Origin of the sequence: Tritonibacter sp. SIMBA_163 (genome assembly GCF_046535935.1) — a bacterium.
In the GTDB taxonomy this organism is placed as follows: Bacteria; Pseudomonadota; Alphaproteobacteria; order Rhodobacterales; family Rhodobacteraceae; genus Epibacterium; species Epibacterium scottomollicae.
Window position 1 is genome coordinate 214360 of the sequence record NZ_JAWJBP010000004.1, and the last position, 26849, is coordinate 241208.

Genomic DNA, 26849 nt, shown 5'->3' on the forward strand with positions numbered 1-26849 from the left:
CCGACAGAAGTAGGCGCAGATTGAGGCTAAATTTAGAAAAAGCTTGGCCCAATTGTCGGCGATTGTTGCCGCATTGGGGATAACTGATGCTCAGCTGTCGTCCTTGGGGGGAGATTTTCCGCTGTCATTGCTGCCGCCCGCCTGCGCGGCGCGTCGTCCCAACATGGCAAACCCTGCCAGCGTGCGTCCGGTGACCTGGTTGATGGGGCGCGACTGCGGCGTCATCATCAAGCGGCCAAACAGGGCGCGATAGGGTTCCGCGCGCATCAGCTCCATAAAGCGGTCCTTGCGCCATTGCACCGCGCGGTCATGCAGCTTTGTCAGCGTCGCGTCCTCCAGGAACATCTCCAGGATGGCGTCGCGGGCCGGGCGGTATCGGCTGATCGAAGTGTCTTCTTCGGTGTTGAAGTTGCGTTCCACCCAGTAGTCGATATCCAGCATATCATCCGAGTGGACCGCGCGACCGCGATCAGCCTTGAGCACATAGCTCTCCATCGCGCCAAGCGGATAGTGGTTGAGCTGCGCCAGCTGGAAATTGTCCTGCCCGTAGTTGGAAAACACCCGTTTGGTTTTGAAATCCCCCATCAACTCCCGTCCGACGCAGTCGAACCAGCGATAGTGGTCCAGCGCGTCGTCGTCCTTTACGCTGCGGGGGCGATGGATGCCGATCTTGCGGTAAACGCCGGAGTTGCGAAACAGGGTCTTGAACATCGACGCGCGCCACGGCCAGTGCATCACCGCAGGGGCGGCGCGGGTGAAACGGTCGGTGACGCGCTCGCCCTGATAGCGGACCTGATCCGCGTTGCCGAACAGCCGCCAGGTGAGCGTGATCGCGTCGGCCTGCGGCAGCGCCTCCAGCAGATCGCTGATCTGGCCCTTGCCAGCGTGGATGTTGACGAACTCGTCGATATCCAGCGCCATGATCCAGTCGGCACGTTTGGTCAGCCGGTGCTTGTCGGCACGTTTCATGGCGGTGAATTGGATACCGCCCTTGTCAAAGGGGCCGGTGTTTTCCACATGCGCGAGGTGGCCCAGCTCGTCCAGCCGATCCAGCATCGCCACGGTCTGATCGTCGCAATCGTTGGATAAGACGAGGAAATCCGTAAACCCCACCGCCTTGTGATGCGCCAGCCATTCCAGCAGATAAGCGGCCTCGTTGCGGACGGTCAAAACAGCCAGCGTGCGCATCATCAGCTCTCCAGATCCAGCGAGAGCGCCCAGGCCACGCGTTCGGTTGCGGTGATGTCGATCTCCAATGCCTGACGATAAAGCTCTTCGAACTCCGGCACCTGATGCAGATCTGCGGCTTTTGCGCGGTGCCAAGCCAACCCGGCCTCATGCAGATCGCGCAGGGTCTTGTCCTCCAGCAGCCGCGCCAGTTCCGCCTGCATCCTCGGCAGGTTGCGCTGAATGGTGACATCGCGATGGTCGTTCCAGTCCATGCGGATCCAGTAGTTGAGCCCGATCGAGCGATCCACATGCAGCGCCCGGCCGCGCTGGCGTTTGACCAGGAAACTCTCGGCCGAGCGCAGCGCATAGTGGTTCAGTTGCAGCAGGTCATAGCCGATGGATTTTTTCGAGCTGCGCCAGCCGTTGTCCGCCACCTCTTGCGTCATGTCCTGACCGGAGCCATTGACCCATTTCACCTGCGCGCGCTTATCCTCTTCCAGCTTGTTGGGCCGGTGACAGGAGATTTTCTTATAGGCGCCAATGGGTTTGAACATGGTCTTGAAGCCCCAGACCGTATGCGGCTTGGGGCAGAACTTCGGTGCGCAATGATCGAACTGCGCGATCACCGGACGGTCATTGAGGGTGGTGACGCCATTGTGTCCAAACAATCGCCATGTCATCGCGACATTGGTGGCGTCCGGCACATGGTCAAAGAAATCCGCCAATGTGCCATTGCCGCAGCGCACGTTCATGAACTCATCCACATCGATATGGATCACCCAGTCCGCTTGTTTTATGACCGGCTCTTTTAGCGACTGATTGAGCGCATATTGCTGGGGGGAGTTGCCCTTCCAGTTGTCGTTGTTGCGGTGCTGCAGGATGCCGAGCGCCTGCAGGCGGTCCAGCAGTTCCGAGGTGCCGTCGCTGCAGCCATTGGTGTAGATCAGGAAATGATCGACCCCAATCATGCGGTGATAAGCCACCCATTCGAGGATATAGGGCGCCTCATCCTTCATGCAGCCAACTATGACATTGCCGCTCTGCCCTTTTGGGAGTTTGCGCGGGGCCACCTCCGTATAGGGGGGCATTTGAGCCGTCTCGTCCACCTGACCAAGGCGATCATGCGGTTTGAACGAAGAGCCCTGCAACATCGCGAAGTTCTTCAGCGCCAGTGGGGGTAACAACCGGCGCGCCTTGGCCGAGGGTGCGGCACCCGCTGCGCTGTCCTGCGCCGCGCGAGCGCTCTGGTGCGCCAGAAGGTCCCCCTCGCGTGCGGCGCGTTCCTCCGCTGTCGCCTTCTCGATCCGGTGCAGGAAGGCCAGCAGGTATTGCGAGGCGCGAAACCCCATTTGCGGGTCGGCTTCCACCCAATCCTCGGTCGAGGCGGCGACCTCGAACACCTCTGGCGACAGGTCCGGATGGACGGCGCAGAGCCGCGCATTGTCCGCCGCAAAAAACCGCGTCACTGCGCCCAGTCGCGCAGGATCGATGGTCGGGCCGTCCACATGCAGGTCCTGGATCATCTGCCGCCACAGCTTGCGCGGCAGGATGTGATTGCCCTGCGCCAGCAGTTTCAGCAGCAGTGCGTTGAACTGTCGTCCGCGCGTCAGCCAGGCGGCAGAGATCGCCGGCGTTGGTTTTGCCGGCGCAGCGCGGCCAATCTGCCCTTCGATGTCAAAGGCGGCGCAGATCTCGTCCGTCACCTCGGCACTGTCGAACAGCGCCGCGTCATAGCTGCGAAAGGCCACGGAGCCGGGGCCAAAGACCTCTTCCCAGACCGTCTGCAACGCCTGATAATCCAGCCAGTAGGGGGCGCCCTGGGTTTCCTCGAACTGGCCGGCCTGCGGGTCCACCGGCGGCAGCGTGTCCTGTGCCGCCGCCCACCAGCTGTCTTCCCGCGTCAGTTCCACTTCGCGCGCCAGACCGTTTGCGCGGCCCTCCTGAACCTGCTCGGCAAAGACCTCGGGCAACAGGCGCGCCTGTGCCTCCAGATGCGCAACAATGCGAATGTCGTCCGACAGCGGCGCGAGCAACGCCTTCAACCGCGCCAGTTCGCTCGGGCGCGACAGCTGCGTGCCAAGCTGATAGGCGCTCAGGATCAGCGTATGCGGGGCGTGCTTTGCCACATCCGCGCGCAGGGCCTCCATCAGCCCCTCGCGCAGCTCGGCCTGTTTGGCCGCCCCGATAAAGCCCCGGTTGTAGCGCAGGGGATCCACGTGATCCGGATCGGTGACGGCCATGAAAAGGCGGGTGTGGTTCTTTGGGCCTGCAGCACGTGGCACCATCACGCCCCGACTTATCAAGAGGTCGCGCTTGTCGGCCAGAACGGCCTGCAACCGTTCACTGGCCGCTCTGTGAACACCGATATGCAAGTAGATCCGCATCAGTCCGCGTCTTTCTCTTCTGTCGGTTCCGCACCCGTCTCCGGCGTGTCACGGTCTTCGGGATTGATGTTGGACTGCCCCCACCACGGCAGGTCGTAGCCCAGAAATCGTTCCAGCTTAGATCGCGCATCAGGCGCCGCCACATCAAGCTCCAGATACAGCGGGTCCGTGCGGAACCAATGGGTCAGCGCCTCGTAATGGCCATCGATCCAGATCATTTGCTCGTCGACCTCATGGCCATAGCCCACGGGCAGGCCCGGAACCGTCGACAACGGAATGCGCAGTTTGCCAAGGTTGTTCCAGCGCATGATGGACCGCGCCAACTCCTCGGTGGCGCGCCGGGTGGCGATGAAACACAGCTTGGGGTGCAGTTTGCGCAGCGCCAGCAACATGGCATGGTCACATTGTGGCCAGACCGAGGTGCCACCGTAGATAAAGCTCACTTCGGTCAGCGCATCATAGTCTTTCAGCAGGGCCAGCGGGTCGCCGTATTTATACAGCCCCTCATACATCAGCGCCCCGACAAAGACCCGGTCCGCGGGGTCATCCGGGGTCTCGCGCGCCTTGATGCGGTGATCGGCCACGGTATATCCGGCCCGGTCCAGCGCGTGTTTCAACGTGGTGGTCCCGGATTTGGGCAGGCCGAGGTTGATGATGCTCACGGCCACTACAGCAGTCCCAACCGTGTCAGCATGTCCTCTTCCTGCGGCGGCAGGACAGAGGCGCGTTGCAGCTGCGCCCGCATGGCCTGATAGGAGGGCTGGGTCAGCAACGCGTCGCGTCGCGCCAGGTGCCGTGCGACGCAGTCCGCATGCAGCCGTGCGATCTCCGGGTCGGCTTTCATCTCATCCAGCGCGGTGTGTAGCGCGGGCAGCATGCGCAGGATCGAGCGGTCCTCCCAGACGGGATCATTGCGCTCACGCCAATAGGTGTCGTCAAAGGCGCGGTTCTCGCGGTTCACATCGCCTCTGTCGTTCTTGACCAGATAGCTGTCGAGCGAGCGCAGCGCGTAATGGTTGAGTGTTGCCAATGCGCGCGCGCCCTTGGCCGGGAATTTGCGGATGCGCCGCGGGTTGGCGGCGACGAGAAACCGGTGCTGCACCTGTCGCCCACCGCCATCACACCAGCGCGGGCGGGCCTCTGCGGCGATGTTCTTCTTCAGGAACGGACGATGCGCGCCGTAGTACCCGAGCGGAAAGTCCTTGCGGGTCAGGGTTTTGACCTCGATTGCCGTCTCGCCGCACCAGATGTCTGGATTGTGGCAGCGGGTGAACTGTTCGATCACCGGACGGTCCTCAAAGGCCTCGATGCCGCCGCTGGCAAAGAACTGGAAGCTGAGCGATATGGCCTGCGGATCGTCACAGGCGTTGATCAGCGCCGGGATGCTGTGATCGCCCACGTGAATGTTCAGGAACTCGTCCACATCCGCGATCCAAAGCCAGTCGGCGTTCTGAACGACGGGGCGATGGGCGCAGTCCTTCAGCGCCTCCATCTGATAGGCGCGCCCCTGTGCCGGGTTGGGCAGATGGGTGACACCGCCGCGCGCGGCCAGCGCGTCCAGCAGCGCATCGGTGCCGTCGGTGCAATCGTTGGAGTAGAACAGGAAATCTGTCACGCCGATCAGGCGGTTGTAGGCGATCCACTCCAACAGGAACGGGCCTTCATTCTTGACGCAGGTCACCGCAGTGATGCGCATGTCGCTGTTCCTTCCCCTCGTCCACGCCGCCCGCGTGCCCGGATCTTCCGACGCGTCTGACTTGTTGCACCCGCCGGCGCGTGTCGTCAATCTCCGGCGACGGGGAACTGACGATCTGTTGCAGCTCCTCCGCTTGACGCGCCGCTGCGGGCGTGGCCTCTTGGTCGCAAGCAACGGGAGGGGCGACATGACGGAGCAGGGCGGATTTCACTCCATCGACGCGGTGCAGGCGCAGCTCGCCGAGGCGGGCTATGTCTGTGGTCGGGCGCTGGCGACGGTGGTGTTCCTGTCTGCGCGGTTGGGCCGGCCACTGTTTCTGGAAGGCGAAGCCGGGGTTGGCAAAACCGAGATCGCCAAGGCTCTGGCCACCGTTACCGACCGCCCCCTGATCCGGCTGCAATGCTACGAAGGGCTGGATGCCGCCAGCGCCGTCTATGAATGGAACTTCGCGGCACAAATGGTGGCGATCCGCACTGCCGAGGCCACCGGCAGCGCTGATCGTCAGGCGCTGCAGGCCGAGCTGTTCTCCGAGGAGTATCTGATCGCTCGCCCGCTGCTGCAGGCGATGCAGCCCGATACGCGCGGCGCGCCGATTTTGCTGATCGACGAGTTGGACCGCACGGATGAACCCTTCGAGGCCTTCCTGCTGGAGGCGCTCTCTGATTTTCAGGTCACCATCCCGGAGCTGGGCACCATCAAGGCACCAGAGCCGCCAACGGTAATCCTGACCTCCAACCGCACTCGCGAGGTGCATGACGCGCTGAAACGGCGCTGCCTCTATCATTGGGTGGACTATCCGGACTTCGACCGCGAACTGGAAATACTGCACGCCCGCGTGCCGCAGGCCGCCGAGACTCTCAGCCGCGAAGTGGTGGCCTTTGTGCAGGCCTTGCGCACCGAGGATCTGTTCAAGAAGCCGGGGGTGGCAGAGACCATCGACTGGGCCAACTGCCTGCTGGCGCTCGACGTGGTGACGCTCAGCCCCGAGGTCATCGCCGACACGCTGGGCGCGATCCTGAAATATCAGGACGACATTGCAAAACTTCAGGGCTCCGAGGCCAAGCGCCTGCTTGATCAGGCCCGTGCCGCGCTGCCGGAGGGCTGACATGAGCCTTCATCTTTTTGAAAATACCTTGGGGGTGCGGGGGCAAGGCCCCCGTCGGGGCTGATGGCAGGCTATGCCCCGCTTGTCCTGCCGGAGCACCCGAAGCTGGTGGCCAATCTCACACATTTCGCGCGCGCCCTGCGCAAGGCGGGGCTGAAGGTCGGCACCGGGCGGGTGTTGGGCGCGGTAGAAGCGGTGGCGGCGGCGGGCTTTACCTCGCGGCGGGATTTCTACTGGTGCCTGCATGCCTGTTTCGTGTCGCGGCCCGAAGAGCGCGTGGTATTTGCGCAGGTCTTCCGGCTCTATTGGCGCGACCCGCGCTATCTGGAACATATGATGGCGGCGATGCTGCCAGCGATCCGCGGCGTGCAGCAGGAGCGCGCTGCGAAACCGGCCGAAAAACGCGCCGCCGAGGCGCTGCTGCAGGGGCGGCTGCCCGAGGATCTGCCGGAGGAGTGGCAGGAGCAGGGCACCGAGATCGAAATCGACGCCTCCCTGACGCTGTCGGCTGAGGAACGGCTGAAGACGCTGGATTTCGAGCAGATGAGTATCGCGGAACTGGAACAGGCCAAGCGCATGCTGGCCCGCCTCACCCTGCCGGTCAAGCCGATGAAAACGCGCCGCCATCTACCGTCACCGCTGGGCGCGCGGGCGGATTGGCGGCGCACGATGCGTGGCGCCTGCCGCACTGGCGGCGAGCTGCACCGGATCGCTCTGACGCGCCCCGCGACACGATATCCGAACCTGGTGGTGCTTTGTGACATCTCCGGGTCGATGAGCCAGTACAGCCGTATGGTGCTGCAGTTCCTGCATGCTGTCGCCAATGCGCGCGGCGGTCGCAAGACACAGGGCTGGGCCAATGTGCATGGATTTACCTTCGGCACCCGCCTCACCAATATCACCCGCCATCTGCGGCAACGCGACGTGGATGCGGCCCTCGCCGCCGCCGGGGCGGAAGCGCAGGACTGGGAGGGCGGCACCCGCATCGGTGATTGCCTGCATGGCTTCAACCGCGACTGGTCGCGCCGGGTGATGGGGCAGGGCGCTGTGGTTCTGCTGGTCACCGACGGGCTCGACCGCGCAGCGCCGGAGGATCTGAGCCGCGAGATGCAGCGCCTGCAGCGCTCCGCCCGCCACCTGATCTGGCTCAACCCGCTGATGCGCTGGAAGGGGTTTGCTCCCCGTGCGCAGGGCATCCGTGCTATGCTGCCGCATGTGGACAGCTTTCGCGCCGGCCACAACATCGCCTCGCTGGAAGCGCTGGCCGAGGCGCTCTCCCGCCCCGAGGACAGCGGCGAGAAGGCGCGGCTGATGGCAATGCTGCAGGGCTGAGGCCTTGCGCGAGGCCGCTTTGCCGGACGACGGGCCCCTCAGGCCGGAGGTCACGCCGCCCGATACCGGGTGACAAAACACCGGCAATTTGGCACGGATTGTTCTTGAATTTCACCCCGTCAGGCGCAAGCTTGAGGGACAACAGGCACCGGGATTTTCACCATGACAATTGGCACCGCACAGGCCGACTTCACCATCTTTGACAATGCGCCGGAGCTGGCGCTGCAGTGGCACCGCGAGGGCGTCGGTGCGGTCTTGTGCACGGTGGTGCAGACCTGGGGCTCGGCGCCGCGGCGGACCGGCTCTCAGCTGGTGGTTGCCGGCGATGGCCGGATGGAGGGCTCAGTCTCCGGTGGCTGTGTCGAGGGCGCGGTGATCCTGGAGGCGCAGGCGGCGCTGGAGGCTTGCACCCACAAGCTGCTGGAATTTGGCGTCAGCGACGATGATGCCTTCGCCGTCGGGCTGGCCTGCGGTGGCACCATCAAGGTGCTGCTGGAACCGGTCGGCCATACGCTGAAGACAGAGGTGCTGGAGGCGCTGGTGCTGGCCCGCACCGAACGCCGCCCGCTGGCTTATGAGGTGGATTTGACGAGCGGTCATGGCCATCTGGTCAATCTCGCCTCCTACCCCGACCGCATGCGCTTGGACCGCTCCGGTGTCGAGGAGGACGGCACTACATTTGTGGCGGTGCACAACCCGCCGCTGCGGCTGATTGTGGTAGGCGCCGTCCATATCGCCAAGGCGCTGCTGCCGATGGCCCGGATCGCCGGCTATGACCCGGTGCTGATCGAGCCGCGCGCTGCCTTTGGCTCTGCCGAACGCTTCCCGGGTGAGCGCATTCTCGACGACTGGCCGGATGAGGCGGTGGAGAAACTCGGGCTGGATTCTCGCACCGCGCTGGTGCTCTTGACCCATGACCCGAAACTGGATGACCCGGCGCTGATGGCGGCGCTGCGGGGGGAGTGTTTCTATATCGGTGCGCTGGGCTCCAAACGCACTCATGGCCAGCGCCATCAGCGGATGATCGCCGCAGGGTTCATGCAGGACGACATCGCCCGCATTCACGGCCCGGTCGGTCTCGACATCGGCGCGGCCAGCCCGGCGGAAATCGCGGTGTCGATCCTCGCTGAGATGACGGCTGTGCTGCGGGGCAAGGCGGAATGAAGTTCGGCCCGGTGCCGGTCGGGCAGGCCGAGGGCTGCCTGCTTGCCCATTCGCTGCAGGGGGCGGGGCGGCGCATCGCCAAGGGCACCACCCTGACGCCGGAGGACCTGCAGGAACTGCAGCAGGCCGGGCTGACCGAGGTCATCGTGGCCCGGCTCGACCCCGGCGACCTGCATGAGGATGACGCCGCGTTGCGACTCGCGCAGGCAATGGCACCGGATGCCGCGGCGCTGGGCCTGCGCATTTCGGGCGCCGGGGCGGGACGGGTCAACCTCTATGCGCTTGCGCCCGGCGTTACCCGGGTGGCGGCGGCGCAGGTGGGGGCGATCAACAGTGTCGATCCGATGATCTCTGTCGCCACGGTGCCGGATTATCACCGGGTTGATGCGGGGGGCATGATCGCGACGATCAAGATTATTTCCTACGCCGTGCCGAAGGCAAAGCTGTTGGTGGCGCTGGCGCAGGCGGCCGGGGCGATACGGGTGGTTCTGCCGCACTATGGCTCGGCCACTTTGGTCGAGACCCGCGTCACCGAAGACATGCCGTCCGACAAGGGCCGCGCCGCCATGGCCGGGCGGCTGGACCGGATGGGGCTCTCCCTCAGTCCTCGCGTGGTGGTGCCGCATTGTGCGCCCGAGATCGCCACCGCCCTGCGTGCGGCCCCGGGGGAGGTGCTGTTTGTGCTCACCGGCTCTGCCACCTCGGATCCGGCGGATGTCGCGCCGGAGGCGGTGCGGCTGGCTGGCGGCACGGTCACGCGGTTCGGCATGCCGGTGGATCCGGGCAATTTGCTGTTCCTTGGCCAGTTGGGTGAAAAGCCGGTGATCGGCCTGCCGGGCTGTGCCCGATCACCAGCGCTCAATGGCGCGGATTGGGTGCTGGAACGAGTGGTCTGCGGCATTGACGTGACGTCGGCGGATATTGCCGCCATGGGGGTCGGCGGGCTGTTAAAGGAAATCCCGACCCGGCCGCGGCCGCGGCGGGATGGGGAGTAAACTCCGAGGGCCGTGCCTGTCCTTGGGGAGGCGTGAAGCGCCTTCCCGGGGGAGCCAGGCGCTGTCCAGCCTTCCGGCCTGACGAAGTCTGCAAACTCCCCGATTTCTTCCGCCATGCCTTGCCGCATAAAATCCTCGCGCCACGTCCTGACCCGTGGTTAACTGACCTCAGCCAGACAAATGATTTCAAGCTAGGGAGGATTTTATGACGAAGGTCTCCATGACCGTGAACGGCACGCCCATGTCCGGGGATGTCGAAGGTCGCACATTGCTGGTGTCGTTCCTGCGCGACCAGCAGGGGCTCACCGGCACCCACGTCGGTTGCGATACCAGCCAATGCGGCGCCTGCGTCGTGCATGTGGACGGCAAGGCAGTGAAAGCCTGCACCATGCTGGCGCTCGAGGCCGAGGGGGCAGAGGTCGCCACCATCGAAGGCCAGGCCGCCGCTGACGGCACGCTGAATGCAATCCAGGCGGCGTTTCAGGAACATCACGGGCTTCAATGCGGCTTCTGCACGCCGGGCATGGTGATGTCGGCCGCCGCGCTGCTGAAAGACAACCCGAAACCCTCCGAGGGCGAGATCCGCCACTACCTGGAGGGCAACCTCTGCCGCTGCACCGGCTACCACAATATCGTCAAGGCGATCATGGCGGCCTCCGGTCAGGATGTCTCTGCCATCGCGGCAGAGTAGCACCGGCGAAAACGCGTAACAGCCCGTCCCGGGATGGGCTGCAAGTACCCTGTGACATTCCGACGGACCGTTCGGTCAGGCGTTGACGGGAAGAGGAGCCCGGTTGCGCCGCCACATGACCCGGCCCGTATTTCTGGGAGGAGATTGGATTATGCCCAAGGATATCGACGCCAAGGAGAGCGGCATCGGCGCCGCCAGCAAACGGCGAGAGGACATCAGGTTCCTGTCCGGGACCGGCAATTACACCGACGACATCAACGTAAACGGTCAGGCCTACGTGCATTTCCTGCGCTCGGACGTGGCGCATGGGCGGATCACGTCCCTCGACACTGCAGTTGCGGCGGCGATGCCCGGGGTGCTGCGCGTCTTTACCGGTGCGGATTTCGAAGCCGTCGGCGGGCTGCCCTGCGGCTGGCAGGTGACCGACCGCTTTGGCGAGGTGATGCAGGAACCGGCACACCCCGTTCTGGCACAGGGCAAGGTCCGCCACGTGGGCGACCCCATCGCTGCCGTGGTGGCCGCCACGGCCGAACAGGCGCGAGACGCTGCCGAGGCGATCGAGTTGGACATCGAAGACCTGCCCGCCGTGATCGACATGAAGGCGGCACTGGCCGAGGATGCGCCCAAGGTGCATGACGATCTGACCTCCAACCTTTGTTACGACTGGGGCTTTGTGGAGGAAAACAAGGAGGCGGTCGCCAAGGCGTTTGAGGATGCCGCGCATGTCACCACGCTGGAACTGGTCAACAACCGGCTGGTCGCCAACCCGATGGAGCCGCGCGTGGCGGTGGGCGATTTCAACCGCGCCACCGGTGAGAGCACGCTCTATACCACCAGCCAGAACCCGCATGTGATCCGCCTGTTGATGGGGGCCTTTGTGCTTGGCATCCCGGAACACAAGCTGCGCGTGGTGGCACCCGATGTGGGCGGCGGATTTGGCTCCAAGATCTTTCACTACGCCGAAGAAGCGTTCTGCACCTTTGCCGCCAAGGCCCTGAACCGGGCGGTAAAATGGACCTCCTCGCGCAGCGAGGCCTTCATGTCCGACGCCCATGGCCGCGATCATGTCACCAAGATCGAACTGGCGCTGGACGCGGACAACAATTTCACCGCGCTGCGCACCGACACTCACGCCAATATGGGCGCTTATCTGTCGACCTTTGCGCCCTCGGTGCCCACCTGGCTGCACGGCACGCTGATGGCGGGCACCTACAAGACGCCGCTGATCTACGTGAACGTCAAGGCGGTGTTCACCAATACGGTGCCGGTCGATGCCTATCGCGGCGCGGGGCGGCCCGAAGCGACCTATCAGCTGGAACGCGTCATCGACAAGGCGGCCCGAGAGCTGAACGTCGATCCCATCGCGCTTCGACGGCAGAACTTCATCACCGAGTTTCCCTATGCCACCCCTGTGGCGGTGGAATATGACACCGGCGATTACGTGGCGACGATGGACAAGCTCGAAGAGATCGCCGACATCAAGGGCTTTGATGGGCGCCGAGCCGAGAGCGAGAAGGCCGGCAAGCTGCGCGGTCTGGGAGTGAACTGCTATATCGAGGCCTGCGGCATCGCGCCCTCGAACCTCGTGGGGCAGCTCGGCGCGCGGGCGGGCCTCTATGAGAGCGCCACGGTGCGGGTCAACGCCACCGGCGGCATCGTGGTGATGACCGGCAGTCACAGCCACGGCCAGGGACACGAGACGTCCTTTCCGCAGGTGATCTCCGAGATGATCGGCATCCCCGAGGATATGGTGGAGATCGAACATGGCGACACCGCCAACACGCCGATGGGCATGGGCACCTATGGCTCGCGCTCCCTCGCGGTGGGCGGCTCGGCGATGGTGAAGGCAACCGAGAAAATCATCAACAAGGCCAAGAAGATCGCCGCCCATCTGATGGAGGCTTCGGATGCGGATGTCGAGCTGAAGGACGGACAGTTCTCGATCGCCGGCACCGACAAATCCGTGGCCTGGGGCGATGTGACCCTGGCGGCCTATGTGCCGCATAACTATCCGCTGGAGGAGATCGAACCGGGGCTGGAGGAGACGGCGTTCTACGACCCGGCGAACTTCACCTATCCCGCGGGGGCCTATGCCTGCGAGGTGGAGGTCGATCCCGATACGGGGAAGGTGACCATCGAACGCTTTGCCGCCGCCGATGACTTTGGCAATGTGGTCAACCCGATGATCGTCGACGGGCAGGTGCATGGCGGTCTTGGACAGGGCATCGGTCAGGCGCTCTTGGAGGGCTGTGTCTATGATGAGGACGGACAGCTGCTGTCGGCGTCGTTCATGGATTACGCCATGCCGCGGGCCGATGATGTGCCGTTCTATCAGGTCGATCATTCCTGCCAGACGCCCTGCACCCATAATCCGCTTGGGGTGAAGGGCTGTGGCGAGGCCGGGGCGATCGGCTCGCCGCCGGCGGTGGTCAATGCGGTGGTGGATGCGCTGCGCTCTGCCGGCAAGGATGTGACCCATATCGACATGCCGCTGACCCCCGCGCGGGTCTGGGCGGCCATGCAGGGCTGAAAGATGGGGCGAGGGGCGCTGCCCCTCGCGCTCCCCGAGGTATTTGGAAAAAGATGAAAGCCCCGCGCAGGGGAACTTTCGGAAAGGATGAGCGATGTATGAGTTTGAGTTCGCGCGACCAGCGAGCGTCGCGGAGGCCGCGAAGGCGCTGAGCGAAGAGGATGCGCAGGCGCTGGGCGGCGGGCAGACCCTGATTCCGACGCTGAAACAACGGCTTGCGATGCCCTCCACCCTGGTGAGCCTGAGTGGCATTGACGAGATGAAAGGCATCCGCAGCGAAGGCGGACAGCTGGTCATTGGCGGCGCCATGACCCATGCCGACGTGGCAGAGGGCGCGGGGGCCTATCCGGCGTTGGCAGCGCTGGCGGGGCAGATCGGCGATCCGGCGGTTCGGAACCGCGGCACACTGGGCGGCTCGATCGCCAATAATGACCCGGCGGCTTGCTATCCGGCAGCGGTGCTGGGATCTGGTGCCACCATCGTCACAAATGCCCGCGAGATTGCGGCAGATGACTATTTCCAAGGCATGTTCACAACCGCGCTGGAGGAGGGCGAGATTGTCACCGCTGTGAAGTTCCCGCAGCCTGAGGTGGCAAATTACCAGAAGTTCCTGCAACCGGCCTCGCGCTTTGCGCTGGTGGGCGTGTTTGTGGCGCGGTTTGCGGACGGCGTGCGGGTGGCCGTGACCGGCGCGTCGGAAGAGGGGGTGTTCCGCTGGGGCGCGGCCGAGGCGGCGCTGGCGACGGATTTTTCCGCCGATGCGATCAGCGGGCTGACGGTGGAGGCCGATGGCATGATAGGCGACATTCACGGCACCAAGGCCTATCGCGCTCATCTGGTGGGCGTCATGACCAAACGGGCCGTGGCGGCGGCCAGCTGATCCAGCGACAGGATGTAGACCACCAACAGCAAAAGGCGCCCAGGACCTCCTGTGGCGCCTTTGTCATGCGGTCTCTGAAATCGGACTGTCAGGCGCGCATGAAACCGGCGATTTCGGTCAGCAGGGACTGGGTGCGGTCGGCCAGGCCACGGATTTCCGTGGCGATGACCGCAAAGCCCTTGCCCTGATCCCCGATCCGCGCCGCCTCGATCGAGGCGTTGAAGGCGATCAGGCGGATATTGCGACCCACCGCTTCGGCGTTGCGGACTGCTTCGAGCATGTCGCCGGAGCGTTTGGCCTCGCGGCTGCGTTCGGCGTCGCCGAGATGCTGGACCAGATCCTCGAGGAACCGGGACACCGTTGGCTCCAGCTGCTCCAGACAGAGCTCTGCAACCTTTGGAATTGCGCCGATCCGGGACAATACCGTTCCGGAGCCGGAGGTCACCGCGGCGTGAAGCGGTTCCAGAACGCGGATGCAGGCCTGACGCTGGTCGTCCAATTCGGGAGGGAGCTGATGATTCGCCGCCTCCAGCTGGGCATCGAGCCCTTCTGAGAGCATTCCAAAGGCGGTTTCGATGCGTGCGGTCGAGAGTTTCTGCGCCCGGCTGCTGCCCGAAGGTTCGTCGGCATCGGCGGGCTGATGCGATAGCGCCACCAGCGAGAGGGATGCGATGCGGCAGGGGCCGATGGCCATCAACGCGTTGCTCTGAATGTCAGTGAGGCTCATGCGGGTCCGTTCCTATGATGCACGGAGAGAACCTATGCCATTCCTCTTAAGGCACTGCTAACGATGATCGGTAAGTTTGCGATGGCGCGACGATTTTCGCCTTCATGGAGCATCGCGACAGGGGCCAACGGCAGGCCAAGCGAGACGACGAAGCAAAAAGCCTCCCCGCAGCAATCTGGGGGAGGCTTTATACAGTCACCGGTGTGACAAGGCCGGAGATTTATTTCGCGGGCAGCGGGCCGATCATCATGATCATCTGACGACCTTCCATCTTCGGCATGTTCTCGACCTTGCCGATTTCCTTGATGTCGCCGGCGACGCGGTGCAGCAGCTCACGACCAAGGTTCTGGTGGGCCATTTCACGACCACGGAACCGCAGGGTGATTTTGACCTTATCGCCATTTTCGAGGAATTTGAAGACGTTGCGCATCTTCACCTCATAGTCGTGGGTGTCCGTGTTGGGACGGAACTTGACCTCTTTGACCTCGATGATCTTCTGCTTCTTGCGCGCTTCGCTTTCGCGTTTCTGCTGTTCATACTTGAACTTGCCGTAGTCCATGATCTTGCAGACGGGCGGGGCGGCGTTGGGTGAAATCTCTACCAGATCCAGACCAGCCTCTTCAGCCATCTGCATCGCCTTGGCAGGATGCACAACACCGACGTTATCGCCATCTGCACCGATCAGGCGGATTTCGGAGGCGCGGATTTTGTCGTTGACGCGCGGGCCGGTATCACGGGTCGGCGGCGCGTTATGAGGTCTGCGAGCTATGGGTTCTATCCTTTGATAATTGCAGAAATTTGAGCCGGGAAACTAAAGGGTGTCTGGCGGTCTTGCAAGCCGGAAACACAGGGCTTTTCACGATTGGCGAGAGTTTTCACGCCAGTCCCGGTCACATTGGCAAAGCATGGCCGAGGGGAGCGTCTGTTGCGACTTCCCCCTTGTTGTAGGCGGCATTCCATCAGAAGTACATGTGCAATCCGTCCCACATCGGGACGATAGCATCGAAGGACTTTGCCATGAAAATCGCAGGAGTGGGCGCCGCTGTTGGCCTCGTGGTTGTTGCCGGGGCCGTTTGGTATCTGAACCAGCCCGAGGAACCGGTTGTAACAGAAACACCGACAGAGATTGCAAACGAAGCTGAGCCTGCCACCCCGGTAGAGACCGACAGCACTGATGAGACCGATGCCACCGCCGAGGTCGAAGAGACGGCAGCCGAAGCGGAAGAAGCTGCCAACGCGGTGGCCGAACAAGCCTCTGACGCGGTTGAGAATGCAGCCGAGGCAGCATCTGAGGCAGCAGCCAACATCAGCGAGGGTGTCGCCGCCACAGCTGAGAGCGCACAGGAGCAGGCTGCAGACGCGGTAGAGGCTGTGCAGGATGGCACCGCAAGCGCCGTTGAGGCTGCACAGGACACCGCGTCTGACGCGGTAGAGGCCGTGCAGGATGGTGCCGCGAGTGCCGTTGAAACTGCACAGGACACCGCATCCGATGCGGTCGAGGCCGTGAGCGAAGGGGCCGCTGATCTGGCGTCTGGCGCGCAGGATACCGCAGAGGACTCCGCCGCCGCAGTGCAGGAGACCCTTTCCCCGGACGCGGGCGATGCGCTTGTGGATGAGGGCACCGTGGAGGGTGATGTCGCTGCCGATGCGACTGTGGACGCCGAAACTCCGGCCGCTCTGCTGACCCCGGAAGGGTTCAACTACGACAAGGTTGTCGAGATGATCGACAGCTCCGAGCTGGACCCGCTGAAAAAGACTGCCGTAAAATCGGCGATCACCCAAGCGCGCGACAACCCGGATCTGCTGAAAGCGGCGCTGCAACAGGCGCGCTCTGCTCTGGGCTACTGATCCGCACGTCGGACGACCGCAAAATGAAAACGCCCTCGCGATACTCTCGCGAGGGCGTTTTTGTTTGTCCTGACTGCGCGTGCCCCAGGCGGGGCTGGCAGATCAGTCGAGGAAGGCTTTTTCCACCACGAAATGCGCAGGTTTGGAGTTCGCGCCTTCTTCCAGACCATAGGTATTTTCAAACAGGTCCTTCAGTTCCAGGTTGAACGCAAGGTTGCCGCAGATCATCGCGCGGTCGCTTTCCGGGTTCAGCGGCGGCACGCCCAGATCCTCAAACGCCTCGCCAGAGCGCATCAGGTCGGTGATGCGGCCCATCTTGGCGCTCTCTTCACGGGTGGTGGTGGGGTAGTATTTGATCTTCTTCCAGAAGCCTTCGCCGATCACCTCATTCAGCAGCTCATCCGTCTTCAGGCTTTCGATCAGCTCACGGCCATAGGTCAACTCACCGGCCTCGCGGCAGGTGTGGGTGATGACGATCTCGTCGTAGTCCTCATAGGTCTGCGGCTCGCGCAGCAGCGAGGCAAAGGGCGCAAAGCCGGTGCCGGTGGCAAAGAACCAGATCCGCTTGCCCGGGATCAGCGCGTCATGCACCAGGGTGCCGACGGGTTTCGGGCGCAGGATGATCTCGTCACCGACCTTGATGTGCTGCAGCTTGGAGGTCAGCGGGCCGTCCTGCACCTTGATCGAGTAGAACTCCATTTCCTCGTCCCAGCTCGGCGAGGCGATGGAATAGGCGCGCAGCAAGGGCTTCACCTTGCCGGTCTTGGGGTCGGGATCGTTCATCAGACCGATCATCACAAACTCGCCCGAGCGAAAGCGCAAGGATGCAGGCCGCGTGCAGCGGAAGGAAAACAGCCGGTCCGTCCAGTGTTTGACTTGCGTCACGATCTGGGCGTCGGGCAGGGCGGGTTTTGCCTTTTCAGGCGCAACGGCTTCGGTCACAGGCTCACTCACAGTCTCGGTCACGGCGGCAATCTCGTTCATCATGTCTCTGCCAGCGGGGATAGGCCGGCACCTCTGATTAAGCATTGATCCAGGTCAGGGGAACCCCTCCTGCGGCGATCTTGCGCAGATCCGGCCCGGCATGGGGCATGCGGGGCCGGAAAAGAGAGGCCTGACGGCGGTGTCTTGGGGGCTGGCTTAGCGCGCGGCGTTGGACTGCGCGCGCAGGCGGGCCTGGTAGTTATGGCTTTGCCAATTGGCACGGAACAGCCATTCGCCTTCGGGCTGGCGGGTGGCGAGATCGTCGGAAATCTCCACCTCGTCAAAACCCACCCGGCGCACCATGGCATATTGATCCGAGATCACATGGCCCTTGGCACGCAGGCGCCTGTCATATCCCATCAGGCGCAGCATGCGCGCAATGGTAAATCCACGCCCGTCGGAAAAGGCCGGGAAGTCAACGCGGATCATCTCCACGCCGTCCAGCTGGCCTTTCAGCGAGGCCGGGTCGGTGTCAGACGTCAGGTCGAGCACATGTGCGCCCTCAAAGCCGCCGGTCCAGTCGTCATGGGCAAAGCCCGCGTCGGTTACGATAACGCTCATCTCACTCAAGCTCCTGTACGGACGAACTGGCCATCCACCACGTGGATGCCGCATTCTTCCTTGTTCTGGTTGCGCCAGCGACCGGCGCGGGGATCTTCGCCTTCCTTCACCGGGCTGGTGCAGGGGGCACAGCCGATGGAGGGATAGCCCTTGGCCACCAGCGGGTGACGGGGCAGGCGGTTCTCATCCATATAGGCGCGCACATCCTCGGGCGCCCAATGGGCCAGCGGGTTGATCTTCATCCGTCCCGTTCCGTCTTCGACCTCAAAGAAGTCAAGCGCGGCGCGGGTGCCGGACTGGAACCGCTTGCGACCGGTGATCCAGCCGTCATAGCCTGCCAGCGCATGCTGCAGCGGCAGTGTCTTGCGCAGGGCGCAGCAAGCATCCGTGTCGGAGAACCGCAGCGCGCCGTAAGGGTCCTTTTCGGCGATGTCATCGGCCTTGATGACACGCACGTTCTTCAGGCCCAGACGCTCGCTCACCTCCTGCTGATAGACCAGCGTTTCGGTGAACAGCAGTTCGGTGTCGACAAACAGCACCGGCACCATCGGGTCGATCACCGCGGCCATATGCAACAGCACCACCGATTCCGCGCCGAAGGAGGAGACCAGGGCGATGTGTCCGGCATCGCGAAGGGCACCCTCCATCACGGAGGTGGCCGAATGGTGCTTGAACCGCGCGTTCAGCGCCGCCACCTGTTCGGCCAGGGCCAACGCGCTGCGCGACGGCGCGGGCTGGCCCTGTATTTCCTGGTCAATGCGGGTCATGGCTCAGGCCACCTTTTTCTCGGAGGCCGGGTAGAGCGCCGCCTTGAAGGGCTCCATACCGACCCGGCGATAGGTCTGGAGGAATTCCTCCTCCGCACTCTCGCGCTGCTCCAGGTAGGTCGCCACGATGCGTTCCACCGCGGGGACGATCTCGTCATAGGCAAAGCCGGGCCCGGTGCGGGTGCCGATCGCTGCCGTTTCGGTCGCATCACCGCCAAGGGTGATCTGGTAGTTCTCGACACCGGCGCGATCCAGACCAAGGATGCCGATATGGCCCACATGGTGATGGCCGCAGGCGTTGATGCAGCCGGAGATCTTGATCTGCAGATGGCCCACGTCGTGCTCCATCTTCAGGTCTTCGAACCGGGTGGCAATCTCCTGCGCGACCGGGATCGAGCGGGCGGTGGCCAGCGCGCAGTAATCCATGCCGGGGCAGGCGATGATGTCCGAGATCAGACCGATATTGGCGGTGGCCAGATCGGCGGCCTTCAGACGCGCGTGGATCGCCGGCAGGTCGTTCTTGTGCACATGCGGCAGGATCACGTTCTGCTCATGGCTGATGCGCAGCTCGCCGTAGGCGAACTCTTCGGCGATATCCGCCATCTCGCGCATCTGCTCCGCGGTCGCGTCGCCCGGCGTCGCGCCGTGTTTCTTGGTCGAGATGGTCACGATCGCATGGCCCGGCGCCTTGTGCGCGGCGAGGTTGGTATCGGCCCAGGCGCGGAACACCGGGTCGGAGTCGTAAGCGGCGTCAAAGCCCTCGGTGCCGCCGTCACGGAATTCAGGCGCGGCAAAGTGGCGCTGGATGTCCTGAAACAGCGCCTGATCGGCACCGCCGAAGGTCGGGCGCACCTGGGCAAAGCGTTCCTCGGTCAGCTCGCGGATCTTCTCCAGACCCAGCTCGTGCACGGTGATCTTGATGCGCGCCTTGTACTTGTTGTCGCGACGGCCCAGCTGGTTCCAGACCGAGATCACGCTCTCGATATAAGGAAGCAGGTCATCGGCGGCGACAAAGTCATTGAGCACCTTGCCGATCATCGGTGTGCGGCCAAGGCCACCGCCGACCAGCACCTGATAGCCGACTTCGCCCTCGTCGTTCTTAACGATCTGCACGGCGAGGTCATGCGCCTTCAGCACCGCGCGGTCGTTGGAGGCACCGGAGACGGCAATCTTGAACTTGCGGCCCATGAACTGGAATTCCGGGTGGTCGGTGGACCATTGCCGGATCAACTCGGCGATGGGGCGCGGATCTTCGATCTCATCTGCGGCGGCACCGGCGAAATGGTCGGCGGTCACGTTGCGGATGGTGTTGCCGGAGGTCTGAATGGCGTGCAGGTTCACCTCGGCCAGCGCGTCCAGCATGTCCGGCACGTCCTTCAGCTTCGGCCAGTTGTACTGGATGTTCTGGCGGGTGGTGAAGTGGCCATAGCCCTTGTCCCACTTCGCCGCCAGCAGCGCCAGCGCACGCATCTGGTTCGGGTTCAGCGTGCCATAGGGGATCGCCACCCGCAGCATGTAGGCGTGCAGCTGCAGATAGAGACCGTTCATCAGGCGCAGCGGCTTGAACTCATCCTCGGTGAGGGCGCCGTCGATGCGGCGCTCCACCTGAGTGCGGAACTGACGGTTGCGTTCGGCGAGGAAGGCGGAGTCGAAGTCGTTGTACTTATACATCTGCAGTGGCCTCCAGTTTGGCTTCTTGCTTACCGTGGGCATAGTTCGAGGGGCCGGTGCGCCGGAACTCCTCGCGGAAATGGGTGGGCTCGGGGCCCTGCTCGCCGGGTTTGGCATCGGCGAGATAGGCGCCAACGGCGATCTGCGGCTGGCTCTGGGCTTCCAGCAGACGCAGCTGCGCTTCGGCCTCGTCGGTGATCAACTCGGCTGCCTGCAGCTCGCGGGTCCAGGTGTTGGCGGCGGTCAGGTAGATCACGTCGCCTTCGAGAAGATCATTGGCGGTGACGACTTTGGGGGTGAATGCACGGGCCATCAGGCAAGCTCCATCTGAATTTTGTCGTGGGCGGCAGCGACGGCAACGCGCGGCGCCAGCCCGAGGAAGGTGAGTGCCGGGCCAGCAAAGGCGGCGGCGGCCAGATCGGCGGGCAGTGTGTCAAGGGTGGTGGCCAGCACGCGCTGATCGGCGCGGGAGGCGTTCTCCACTACGGTTACGGCCATGTCGCGGTCGGCCCCATGCATCAGCAGGCGGCCCTGCACGAAGCGCGCGGACTTCTTGCCCATGTAGACGGCCGCCACCTCACCAGAGCGCGCCAGCTGCGCCCAGTCGTGATCGGCAAAGCCCTTCATGTCGTGCCCGGTCAGAAACCGCACCGAGGAATTGCGCCCCCGCTGGGTCAGGCTCTGACCGATGGCGGCCACGGCGGCAGAGGCGGCGGTGATGCCGGGCAGGATCTGCGCGTCGATACCGGCGGCTTCGCAGGCGGTGAGTTCTTCGTCGAGGCGGCCAAAGATGGTCGGGTCGCCGGATTTCAGCCGCAGCACCTTGCGGCCGCGTTGGGCGTGATGCACCAGCCGCGCGCAGATGTCTTCCTGCGCCATCGACGGGCCAAAGCCCTCCTTGCCGACGTCCTCGAGAATGGCACCGTCATGGGCCAGCGCCATGATCTCGGCGCTGACCAGACGATCAAACAGGATCACATCCGCCTCGCGCAGCGCCTTCAGCACCTTGAGGGTCAGAAGATCCGGATCGCCCGGCCCGGAGCCCGCAAAGGCCACCACGCCCGGACACATCACGCCCATGGCTCCCGCGAGGGGCGGCACGGGGGCGGGGATATGATGGGTGTCGCGCGGCATTGAAGCCTCCGTTCCTGTGTTTGACTTGTGACTAGATATAGGAAATATTCCCACCTGACCGCTACATGCGCGGGAGAATAAGGACACATGTCCCGCTGCCCGGAGGGCCAAGGTCCGGACGTCCTCAACTTGGGAGAAATTTGGAATGACTGTGCGGATCGACGCCACGGACCGGAAAATTCTGGCGGAACTGCAGCGCGATGCAGGCCAATCTCTGGACGAAATTGCCAAGCAAGTGGGCAGTTCCAAGACCCCGGTGTGGAATCGCATCCGTAAATTGCGCGAGGCTGGCGTGGTGGGAAACCAGACCATGATCCTAGATGCCGAGGCGCTGGGGTTCGAGGCCTGTTTCTTCGTGTTGATCCGCACCTCGGAGCATGAGGCCGCGTGGCAGGCGAGTTTTCTCAAGGCCCTGCAGGAACGCCCCGAAGTGCAGGAGGCCCACCGGCTGGCAGGCGATATCGACTATATCCTGAAGGTTCGGGTGAAGAACGCACGTGCCTATGACAAGTTCTATCAGGCGCTGATCTCCGAGGTGCGGGTGCATAATGTCACCGCGCTGTTGTCGATGGAGGAGATCAAATCCACCACTCACCTGCCGCTGGAGCAGATCCGGGTGGACTGACCCCAGAGTGTATTGGCCGCGCGGCGGACTGACCTTGGCCTGAACTGACCTTTGGGTAGGGCGACGGCGGCCATGGTTCTGGCGGCTGTCACCCCCGTTTGCCGATCACAGCGGCGGGCGCAGCATCAGGTGCCGACCGTCGTCCAGCTGCCAGGGTGATGTGGCCTCCACCTGGTCCGTGGACCGAATGCCAATGTCGGCCAGCAGATGCGGCGAGGTCTCCGCCAGTCGCTGCAGCACGTCATGCGGCACCTGCACCCCTGCGTGGCCAGCTGCGGGGACAGGCATAGTTTTCCGGATGAGGATAGCGCGTAAAATCCAATCCAGAACCGGCTGCGCGCGTACGGACAGCGGCTGCGCTGCGTCTTTTTTCAGTAAATCGATCATGCCATGGCCTCCGTTTCCTGCCGCAGGGATAGGGGGCGAGGGGGCTTGCGCGCAAACCACTTAAATTCCACAATTGGATCAGGAAAACTGATCCATGGTGATGTGATGCGTCTGCCGCCCCTCAATGCCCTGCGCGCCTTCGAGGCCGCCGCCCGCCACGAGGGCTTCATCACTGCGGCGGAGGAGCTGTTTGTGACCCGTGGCGCGATCAGCCGTCAGGTGAAGATCCTGGAGGATCACCTGGGCGTGCAGCTGTTCCACCGCCATGCCCGCGGGGTGGCGCTGACCACCGCGGGGCGGCGGCTTTATCCGGTGCTGACGCAGGCCTTTGCGATGATGATGCAGGAGGTGGAGCAGATCGCGGCGGATGCGGCAGAGCTGCGGGTGATCTGCCCGCCGACCCTGTCGATCCGCTGGCTGCTGCCGCAGCTAGAGCAGTTTCGCGCGGCCCATCCGGAGATCAAGCTGCGGCTGACCACCGATTTCTACAGCAACAAGGGGTTCGAGGCTTCGGAGTATGATCTTGGCATCTCCCTGCAGAACCGCCCCGGACGGCCCGAGGACATCGAGGTGCTGCCCTTGTTCGAGATGATCCTTGCGCCTGCCTGCGCGCCGTCGCTGCTGCCGGGGCTGGCCGAGGGGCCCGAGGCGCTGGCGCAGCACCGCCTGCTGCATGAAAGCCCGCGCCGCCGCGACTGGCCCACATGGGTGCAGCATTTCGGTGTGGAGCAGGTGGATGCGGTCAGTGGCGAGGTGTTTCCCAACCTCGACATGGCCACGCGTGCGGCGGTGATGGGGGCCGGTGTGGTGATGGCGGATTTGGTGCTGTGCCAAGATGAACTGGCGCGCGGCGATCTGGTCCTGCCCTTCCCCGAGATGACCTGCGGCACGCCGGAGGGGGCTTATGCGCTGATCGGCGAGCGGCAGAAATGGCATGACCCCAAGGTGGCCGCCTTTCGCGACTGGCTCATGGAGGGGCCGTGCCGGGCGGCGCTTTCGGCTCTGCCGGAGTGACGGAACGCGGGTTGCGGAGAAGGGGGCGCTGCCCCCTCGGCGCGATCGCGCCTCACCCCGAGGTATTTGATAAAAGGTGAAACAGAAGCGCCGCGCCGCGTCAGCGGCGCCGGGCCCAACTGCGCAAGGGGATCTGTGATCCCTGCCGCGTGGGCGGGAGCCCCCCACTCACTGTCAGTTGCGGGTCACCAGAAGTTGGGTCAGCCCGTGAAAATGGTAGCTGTTGGAAAACACCGGCTCTGCCGCCAGTTTCAGATCCGGGCAGCGGGCGAAGAGGATCGGCAGGGCAATCTCCATCTCCATCCGTGCCAGCGGCGCGCCGACGCAGAAATGCAGACCACCGCCAAAGCTCTTGTTCACCTTGGCCGGGCGGGTCGGGTCGAACTGATCGGCTCGCTCCAGCGCCTCCGGGTCACGGTTGGCGGCGGCCAGCATCAAGGCCACCTGATCGCCGCGCCGGAAGGCATGGCCGAAGATCTCGACCTCCTCATAGGCGTAGCGGGTGAACATATGCAGCGGCGGGTCATAGCGCAGGATCTCCTCCACCAGCCCGCTGATGCCCTCGGGCACCAGCCAGTCGGGCTGCCAGCCTTTCTGCAGCATGGTCTTCACCCCGTTGCCCAGCGAATGCACCGTGGCCTCATGCCCGGCGTTCAGCAGCAGGATGCAAGTGCCGATCAGCTCATCCGTGGTGAGGCTCTCGCCGTCCTCTTCCGCCTGGATCAGGCGGGTGATCAGATCCTCGCCAGGGGTGCTGCGGCGCTGCTCGACGTATACGCGCAGGAAGTCCATGAACTCCTGGCTGGCGCGGGCGGCGGCATGTTCGGTCTCGGGCGTTTTGGAGGCCTGATACATCGCCACCATCTTGTGCGACCAGTCCAGAAGCTGCGGCGCCATCTCTTCCGGCACCCCCAGCAGCCGGCAGATCGCGATCACCGGCACCTGGGTGCAATAGTCTGTCAGCAGATCGAAGGGCGCGTCCTGCGGAAAGGCGTCGATCAGATCATGACACAGCGTTTCCAGCCCCGGCGCCAGCGCCTTGATTTCGCGGCTGGTGAAGGCGCGCATCACCAGTTTGCGCAGGCGGGTGTGACGTGGGGGCTCGGCATCCAGCATTGAATGCGCCTCCACGGCCAGGAAGGGTGCGAGATGCGCCGGCCCCTCGCTTGCCATCTCTGCCGGGATCTCGCGGCCGAAGCGGCGGTCGCGTAGCAGCATATGCACCGCGTCATGGCTGAAGGCCGCGGCCATCTTGTAGTCCTGCCAATAGCCGATTTTGCCGCTGGCGCGCGCGGCGTCATAGAACGGGTAGGGGTTCTGGACAAAGTCCGGCTCGGTCGGGGATTGGGTCAGTGTCTTCATGGATATAGCTTTTTGCCGAGGTCTCTGGTCTTGGCAAGGGGGGCTTTGCTATTGTGGCGCAATGTTGGACACCCGCCACCCCCGCCTTGCTCTCATTTTCGGCGTCGCCTGTGCCATCGCGGTGCTGTCTGCGGCGGTCTGGTCCTCGGGATATCGTCAGGCGCTAACCGCCCTGGCGGAGCGCAGCGCCTCGGATCTGGCACTGGCCTCTGATCGGGTCAGCACCCAGTTGCAGATCTTTCGCGAACAGGCGGTGCTGGTGGTGACCCACCCGGCACTGCGGCGCCTGGATGAACCCGTTGGTCGCCGTGCGGCAGAAGTGTTGTTGCGCGGCGTCGCCGACAAGACCGGGGCGCTGGATGTGTTCTACGCCGATGCCCAGGGCCAGGTGCTGGCGGCGGCAGAAGGGGTGGCGGGGCGCAACGTCTCGGACAAGCGCTACTTCCGCCGCGCCATGCAAGGCGCCATGGGAGCGGAGCCGATGGTGCTGCCCGCTGGCAATCGCAGGGCCTATTTCTTTGCGGCACCTGATTTCGGACCGAGAGGGCAGGTCCGGGGGACCTTGGTGGTTGTTGCCGATATCGAAGTGGTCGAGCAGACTTGGCGCGGCTCATTGCCGGCGGTTTACTTCACCATCGAGGATGGCCGGGTCTTCATGTCGAACCGGTTTGAGCTGCTGTTCTGGCAGCGGGATGATGACAATCCCGGTCTGCGAATGGCCGATGGCGGGGATTTGCCGCTGACCCAGCGGTATGTGGGCACGCATGAGATCTGGCGGCAGGACTGGAGCCCGTATTTGCCAAGCGAGGCGCTGCACTTGGGGATTGACCTCCCGGCGATCGGGATGCGGGGTGAGATCCTTGTCGATGTGACACCAGCGCAGCGCATTGCCCTGCTGCAGACACTGGCGATGGCGGCGGTCTGTTTGGCCTTTGGTACGATCCTGTTCTGGGTGGCGGAGCGTCGCCGCACCCTCGCCGAGACCAATGCGGCGCTGGAGCTGCGGGTCGATACCCGCACTCGCGCCCTCTCCGAGGCGAACCAGTTGCTGCGTCGCGAGGTGCGCGAACGCAGAGAGGCCGAAGCGGCGCTGAAACAAGCGCAGGCGGAGCTGGTGCAGGCTGACAAACTCTCGGCCCTCGGGCAGATGTCGGCGGGCATCAGTCACGAGTTGAACCAGCCGCTGATGGCGATCCAGCAGTTTGCCGAAAACGGCCAGGCCTTTGTGGCGCGCGGCAAGGCAGAGCGCGCGGGCGAGAACCTGAACCGCATCGCGCAGATGTCTGCCCGCATGGCGCGGATCATCAAGAACCTGCGCGCCTTTGCCCGCAATGAGAGCGAGCCGGTGGGAAAGGTCGACTTGCTGCAGGTGATCAACGCGGCGGTGGAACTGACCGAAACCCGTCTGCGCGACCATGCCGTCACCCTTGACTGGCACCCGGAGGCGACGGGGCCGATCTTTGCCCGTGGTGGCGAGGTGCGGCTGACGCAGGTCTTTGTGAACCTCATCAACAACGCCACCGATGCGATGTTGGAGCAGCCAGATCGCCACATCACGATTGCCATCGACCCCGGGCCCCGTCTTGCGGTCACGGTGCAGGACATCGGCCCCGGCCTGCATCAGCCCGAAAAGGTGTTTGAGCCGTTCTACACCACCAAGGCGGTTGGCAGCTCCGAAGGCATGGGGTTGGGCTTGTCGATCTCCTACGGGTTGGTGCAAAGCTTCGGTGGCAATATCCGCGGCACCAATACCGCGCGCGGTGCGCTGTTCACTGTTGAACTTGAACATTGGAAAGAGGAAGACGCCGCATGATGCGCCCCC

25 protein-coding genes are annotated in these 26849 nt (G+C 63.9%); 11 read left to right on the plus strand and 14 right to left on the minus strand.

The window, feature by feature from the left end:
• Positions 1-90: 90 nt before the first annotated feature.
• The 4 genes from R0J92_RS09900 to R0J92_RS09915 are packed head-to-tail and all read right to left on the minus strand — an operon-like array spanning position 91 to position 5250.
• Positions 91-1188, minus strand: coding sequence for a glycosyltransferase family 2 protein (locus tag R0J92_RS09900; RefSeq protein ID WP_411051598.1), 1098 nt, complete (start codon positions 1186-1188; stop codon positions 91-93).
• Positions 1189-1190: 2 nt separating this feature from the next.
• Complete coding sequence (locus R0J92_RS09905; RefSeq protein ID WP_411051547.1) at positions 1191-3554, minus strand: glycosyltransferase family 2 protein; 2364 nt, start codon at positions 3552-3554, stop codon at positions 1191-1193.
• Positions 3554-4222, minus strand: coding sequence for a sulfotransferase (locus R0J92_RS09910; RefSeq protein WP_411051548.1), 669 nt, complete (start codon positions 4220-4222; stop codon positions 3554-3556). The genes R0J92_RS09905 and R0J92_RS09910 overlap by 1 nt, the downstream gene beginning before the upstream one ends.
• Positions 4222-5250, minus strand: a complete 1029-nt coding sequence (locus tag R0J92_RS09915; RefSeq protein ID WP_411051549.1) for a glycosyltransferase family 2 protein — start codon at positions 5248-5250, stop codon at positions 4222-4224. Before R0J92_RS09915 ends, R0J92_RS09910 begins: the two co-directional genes overlap by 1 nt.
• Positions 5251-5437: 187 nt before the next feature.
• Between R0J92_RS09915 and R0J92_RS09920 the strand changes: the two genes are divergently transcribed.
• From R0J92_RS09920 to R0J92_RS09950, 7 genes are all read left to right on the plus strand, one after another.
• On the plus strand, positions 5438-6355 hold the full coding sequence (locus tag R0J92_RS09920) for a MoxR family ATPase (RefSeq protein WP_317385792.1): 918 nt from the start codon (positions 5438-5440) through the stop codon (positions 6353-6355).
• Positions 6356-6418: 63 nt separating this feature from the next.
• Entirely contained in the window at positions 6419-7687 is a 1269-nt protein-coding gene (locus R0J92_RS09925; RefSeq protein ID WP_411051550.1) for a vWA domain-containing protein, read from the plus strand.
• A 162-nt stretch (positions 7688-7849) separates the two neighbouring features.
• Positions 7850-8851 carry an XdhC family protein gene (locus R0J92_RS09930; RefSeq protein ID WP_411051551.1) on the plus strand — a complete coding sequence of 334 codons (1002 nt, stop codon included), beginning with the start codon at positions 7850-7852 and terminating at the stop codon, positions 8849-8851.
• Positions 8848-9846, plus strand: a complete 999-nt coding sequence (locus R0J92_RS09935) for a molybdopterin-binding protein (RefSeq protein WP_411051552.1) — start codon at positions 8848-8850, stop codon at positions 9844-9846. The genes R0J92_RS09930 and R0J92_RS09935 overlap by 4 nt, the downstream gene beginning before the upstream one ends.
• Positions 9847-10051: 205 nt before the next feature.
• Positions 10052-10537, plus strand: a complete 486-nt coding sequence (locus R0J92_RS09940) for a (2Fe-2S)-binding protein (protein WP_106163435.1) — start codon at positions 10052-10054, stop codon at positions 10535-10537.
• A 151-nt stretch (positions 10538-10688) separates the two neighbouring features.
• The gene (locus R0J92_RS09945) at positions 10689-13067 is read left to right on the plus strand and encodes a xanthine dehydrogenase family protein molybdopterin-binding subunit (RefSeq protein WP_411051553.1); all 2379 of its coding nucleotides are present in this window, start codon (positions 10689-10691) and stop codon (positions 13065-13067) included.
• A 94-nt stretch (positions 13068-13161) separates the two neighbouring features.
• On the plus strand, positions 13162-13947 hold the full coding sequence (locus tag R0J92_RS09950; protein WP_411051554.1) for an FAD binding domain-containing protein: 786 nt from the start codon (positions 13162-13164) through the stop codon (positions 13945-13947).
• An 88-nt stretch (positions 13948-14035) separates the two neighbouring features.
• Here R0J92_RS09950 and R0J92_RS09955 read toward each other — a convergent pair whose 3' ends face one another.
• Both R0J92_RS09955 and infC read right to left on the minus strand, forming a co-directional pair.
• Positions 14036-14674, minus strand: a complete 639-nt coding sequence (locus tag R0J92_RS09955; protein ID WP_317385798.1) for a methyl-accepting chemotaxis protein — start codon at positions 14672-14674, stop codon at positions 14036-14038.
• A 220-nt stretch (positions 14675-14894) separates the two neighbouring features.
• Positions 14895-15443: a translation initiation factor IF-3 gene (infC, locus tag R0J92_RS09960; RefSeq protein WP_106163439.1), complete on the minus strand. Its 549-nt coding sequence runs from the start codon at positions 15441-15443 to the stop codon at positions 14895-14897.
• Between the two features lie 248 nt (positions 15444-15691).
• Between infC and R0J92_RS09965 the strand changes: the two genes are divergently transcribed.
• Entirely contained in the window at positions 15692-16522 is an 831-nt protein-coding gene (locus tag R0J92_RS09965) for a hypothetical protein (RefSeq protein ID WP_411051555.1), read from the plus strand.
• Between the two features lie 102 nt (positions 16523-16624).
• Here the strand turns inward: R0J92_RS09965 and R0J92_RS09970 are convergent, their stop codons facing one another.
• The 6 genes from R0J92_RS09970 to cobA all read right to left on the minus strand — a co-directional run bounded on the left by R0J92_RS09970 (position 16625) and on the right by cobA (position 21639).
• Positions 16625-17506 (minus strand): ferredoxin--NADP reductase, encoded by an 882-nt coding sequence (locus R0J92_RS09970; RefSeq protein WP_411051599.1) that lies wholly within the window; start codon positions 17504-17506, stop codon positions 16625-16627.
• A 156-nt stretch (positions 17507-17662) separates the two neighbouring features.
• Positions 17663-18067: a DUF934 domain-containing protein gene (locus R0J92_RS09975; RefSeq protein WP_411051556.1), complete on the minus strand. Its 405-nt coding sequence runs from the start codon at positions 18065-18067 to the stop codon at positions 17663-17665.
• Positions 18068-18072: 5 nt separating this feature from the next.
• Positions 18073-18834: a phosphoadenylyl-sulfate reductase gene (locus R0J92_RS09980; RefSeq protein ID WP_317385801.1), complete on the minus strand. Its 762-nt coding sequence runs from the start codon at positions 18832-18834 to the stop codon at positions 18073-18075.
• 3 nt (positions 18835-18837) lie between these two features.
• Positions 18838-20505, minus strand: coding sequence for a nitrite/sulfite reductase (locus R0J92_RS09985; protein WP_411051557.1), 1668 nt, complete (start codon positions 20503-20505; stop codon positions 18838-18840).
• Entirely contained in the window at positions 20498-20818 is a 321-nt protein-coding gene (locus R0J92_RS09990) for a DUF2849 domain-containing protein (protein ID WP_411051558.1), read from the minus strand. Before R0J92_RS09990 ends, R0J92_RS09985 begins: the two co-directional genes overlap by 8 nt.
• The gene (cobA, locus tag R0J92_RS09995; protein ID WP_411051559.1) at positions 20818-21639 is read right to left on the minus strand and encodes a uroporphyrinogen-III C-methyltransferase; all 822 of its coding nucleotides are present in this window, start codon (positions 21637-21639) and stop codon (positions 20818-20820) included. Before cobA ends, R0J92_RS09990 begins: the two co-directional genes overlap by 1 nt.
• Before the next feature lie 145 nt (positions 21640-21784).
• On the opposite strand from cobA, the gene R0J92_RS10000 reads away from it, so the two are divergent.
• On the plus strand, positions 21785-22264 hold the full coding sequence (locus R0J92_RS10000; RefSeq protein ID WP_106163446.1) for an Lrp/AsnC family transcriptional regulator: 480 nt from the start codon (positions 21785-21787) through the stop codon (positions 22262-22264).
• Between the two features lie 105 nt (positions 22265-22369).
• Here R0J92_RS10000 and R0J92_RS10005 read toward each other — a convergent pair whose 3' ends face one another.
• A complete protein-coding gene (locus R0J92_RS10005; RefSeq protein WP_411051560.1) occupies positions 22370-22651 on the minus strand; it encodes a hypothetical protein in 282 nt (93 codons plus the stop codon).
• 105 nt (positions 22652-22756) lie between these two features.
• Between R0J92_RS10005 and R0J92_RS10010 the strand changes: the two genes are divergently transcribed.
• Positions 22757-23665 carry a LysR substrate-binding domain-containing protein gene (locus R0J92_RS10010; protein ID WP_411051561.1) on the plus strand — a complete coding sequence of 303 codons (909 nt, stop codon included), beginning with the start codon at positions 22757-22759 and terminating at the stop codon, positions 23663-23665.
• 174 nt (positions 23666-23839) lie between these two features.
• Here R0J92_RS10010 and R0J92_RS10015 read toward each other — a convergent pair whose 3' ends face one another.
• Positions 23840-25027: a cytochrome P450 gene (locus R0J92_RS10015; RefSeq protein WP_411051562.1), complete on the minus strand. Its 1188-nt coding sequence runs from the start codon at positions 25025-25027 to the stop codon at positions 23840-23842.
• A gap of 61 nt (positions 25028-25088) precedes the next feature.
• On the opposite strand from R0J92_RS10015, the gene R0J92_RS10020 reads away from it, so the two are divergent.
• Positions 25089-26840, plus strand: a complete 1752-nt coding sequence (locus R0J92_RS10020; protein WP_411051563.1) for an ATP-binding protein — start codon at positions 25089-25091, stop codon at positions 26838-26840.
• Positions 26841-26849 lie beyond the last annotated feature (9 nt).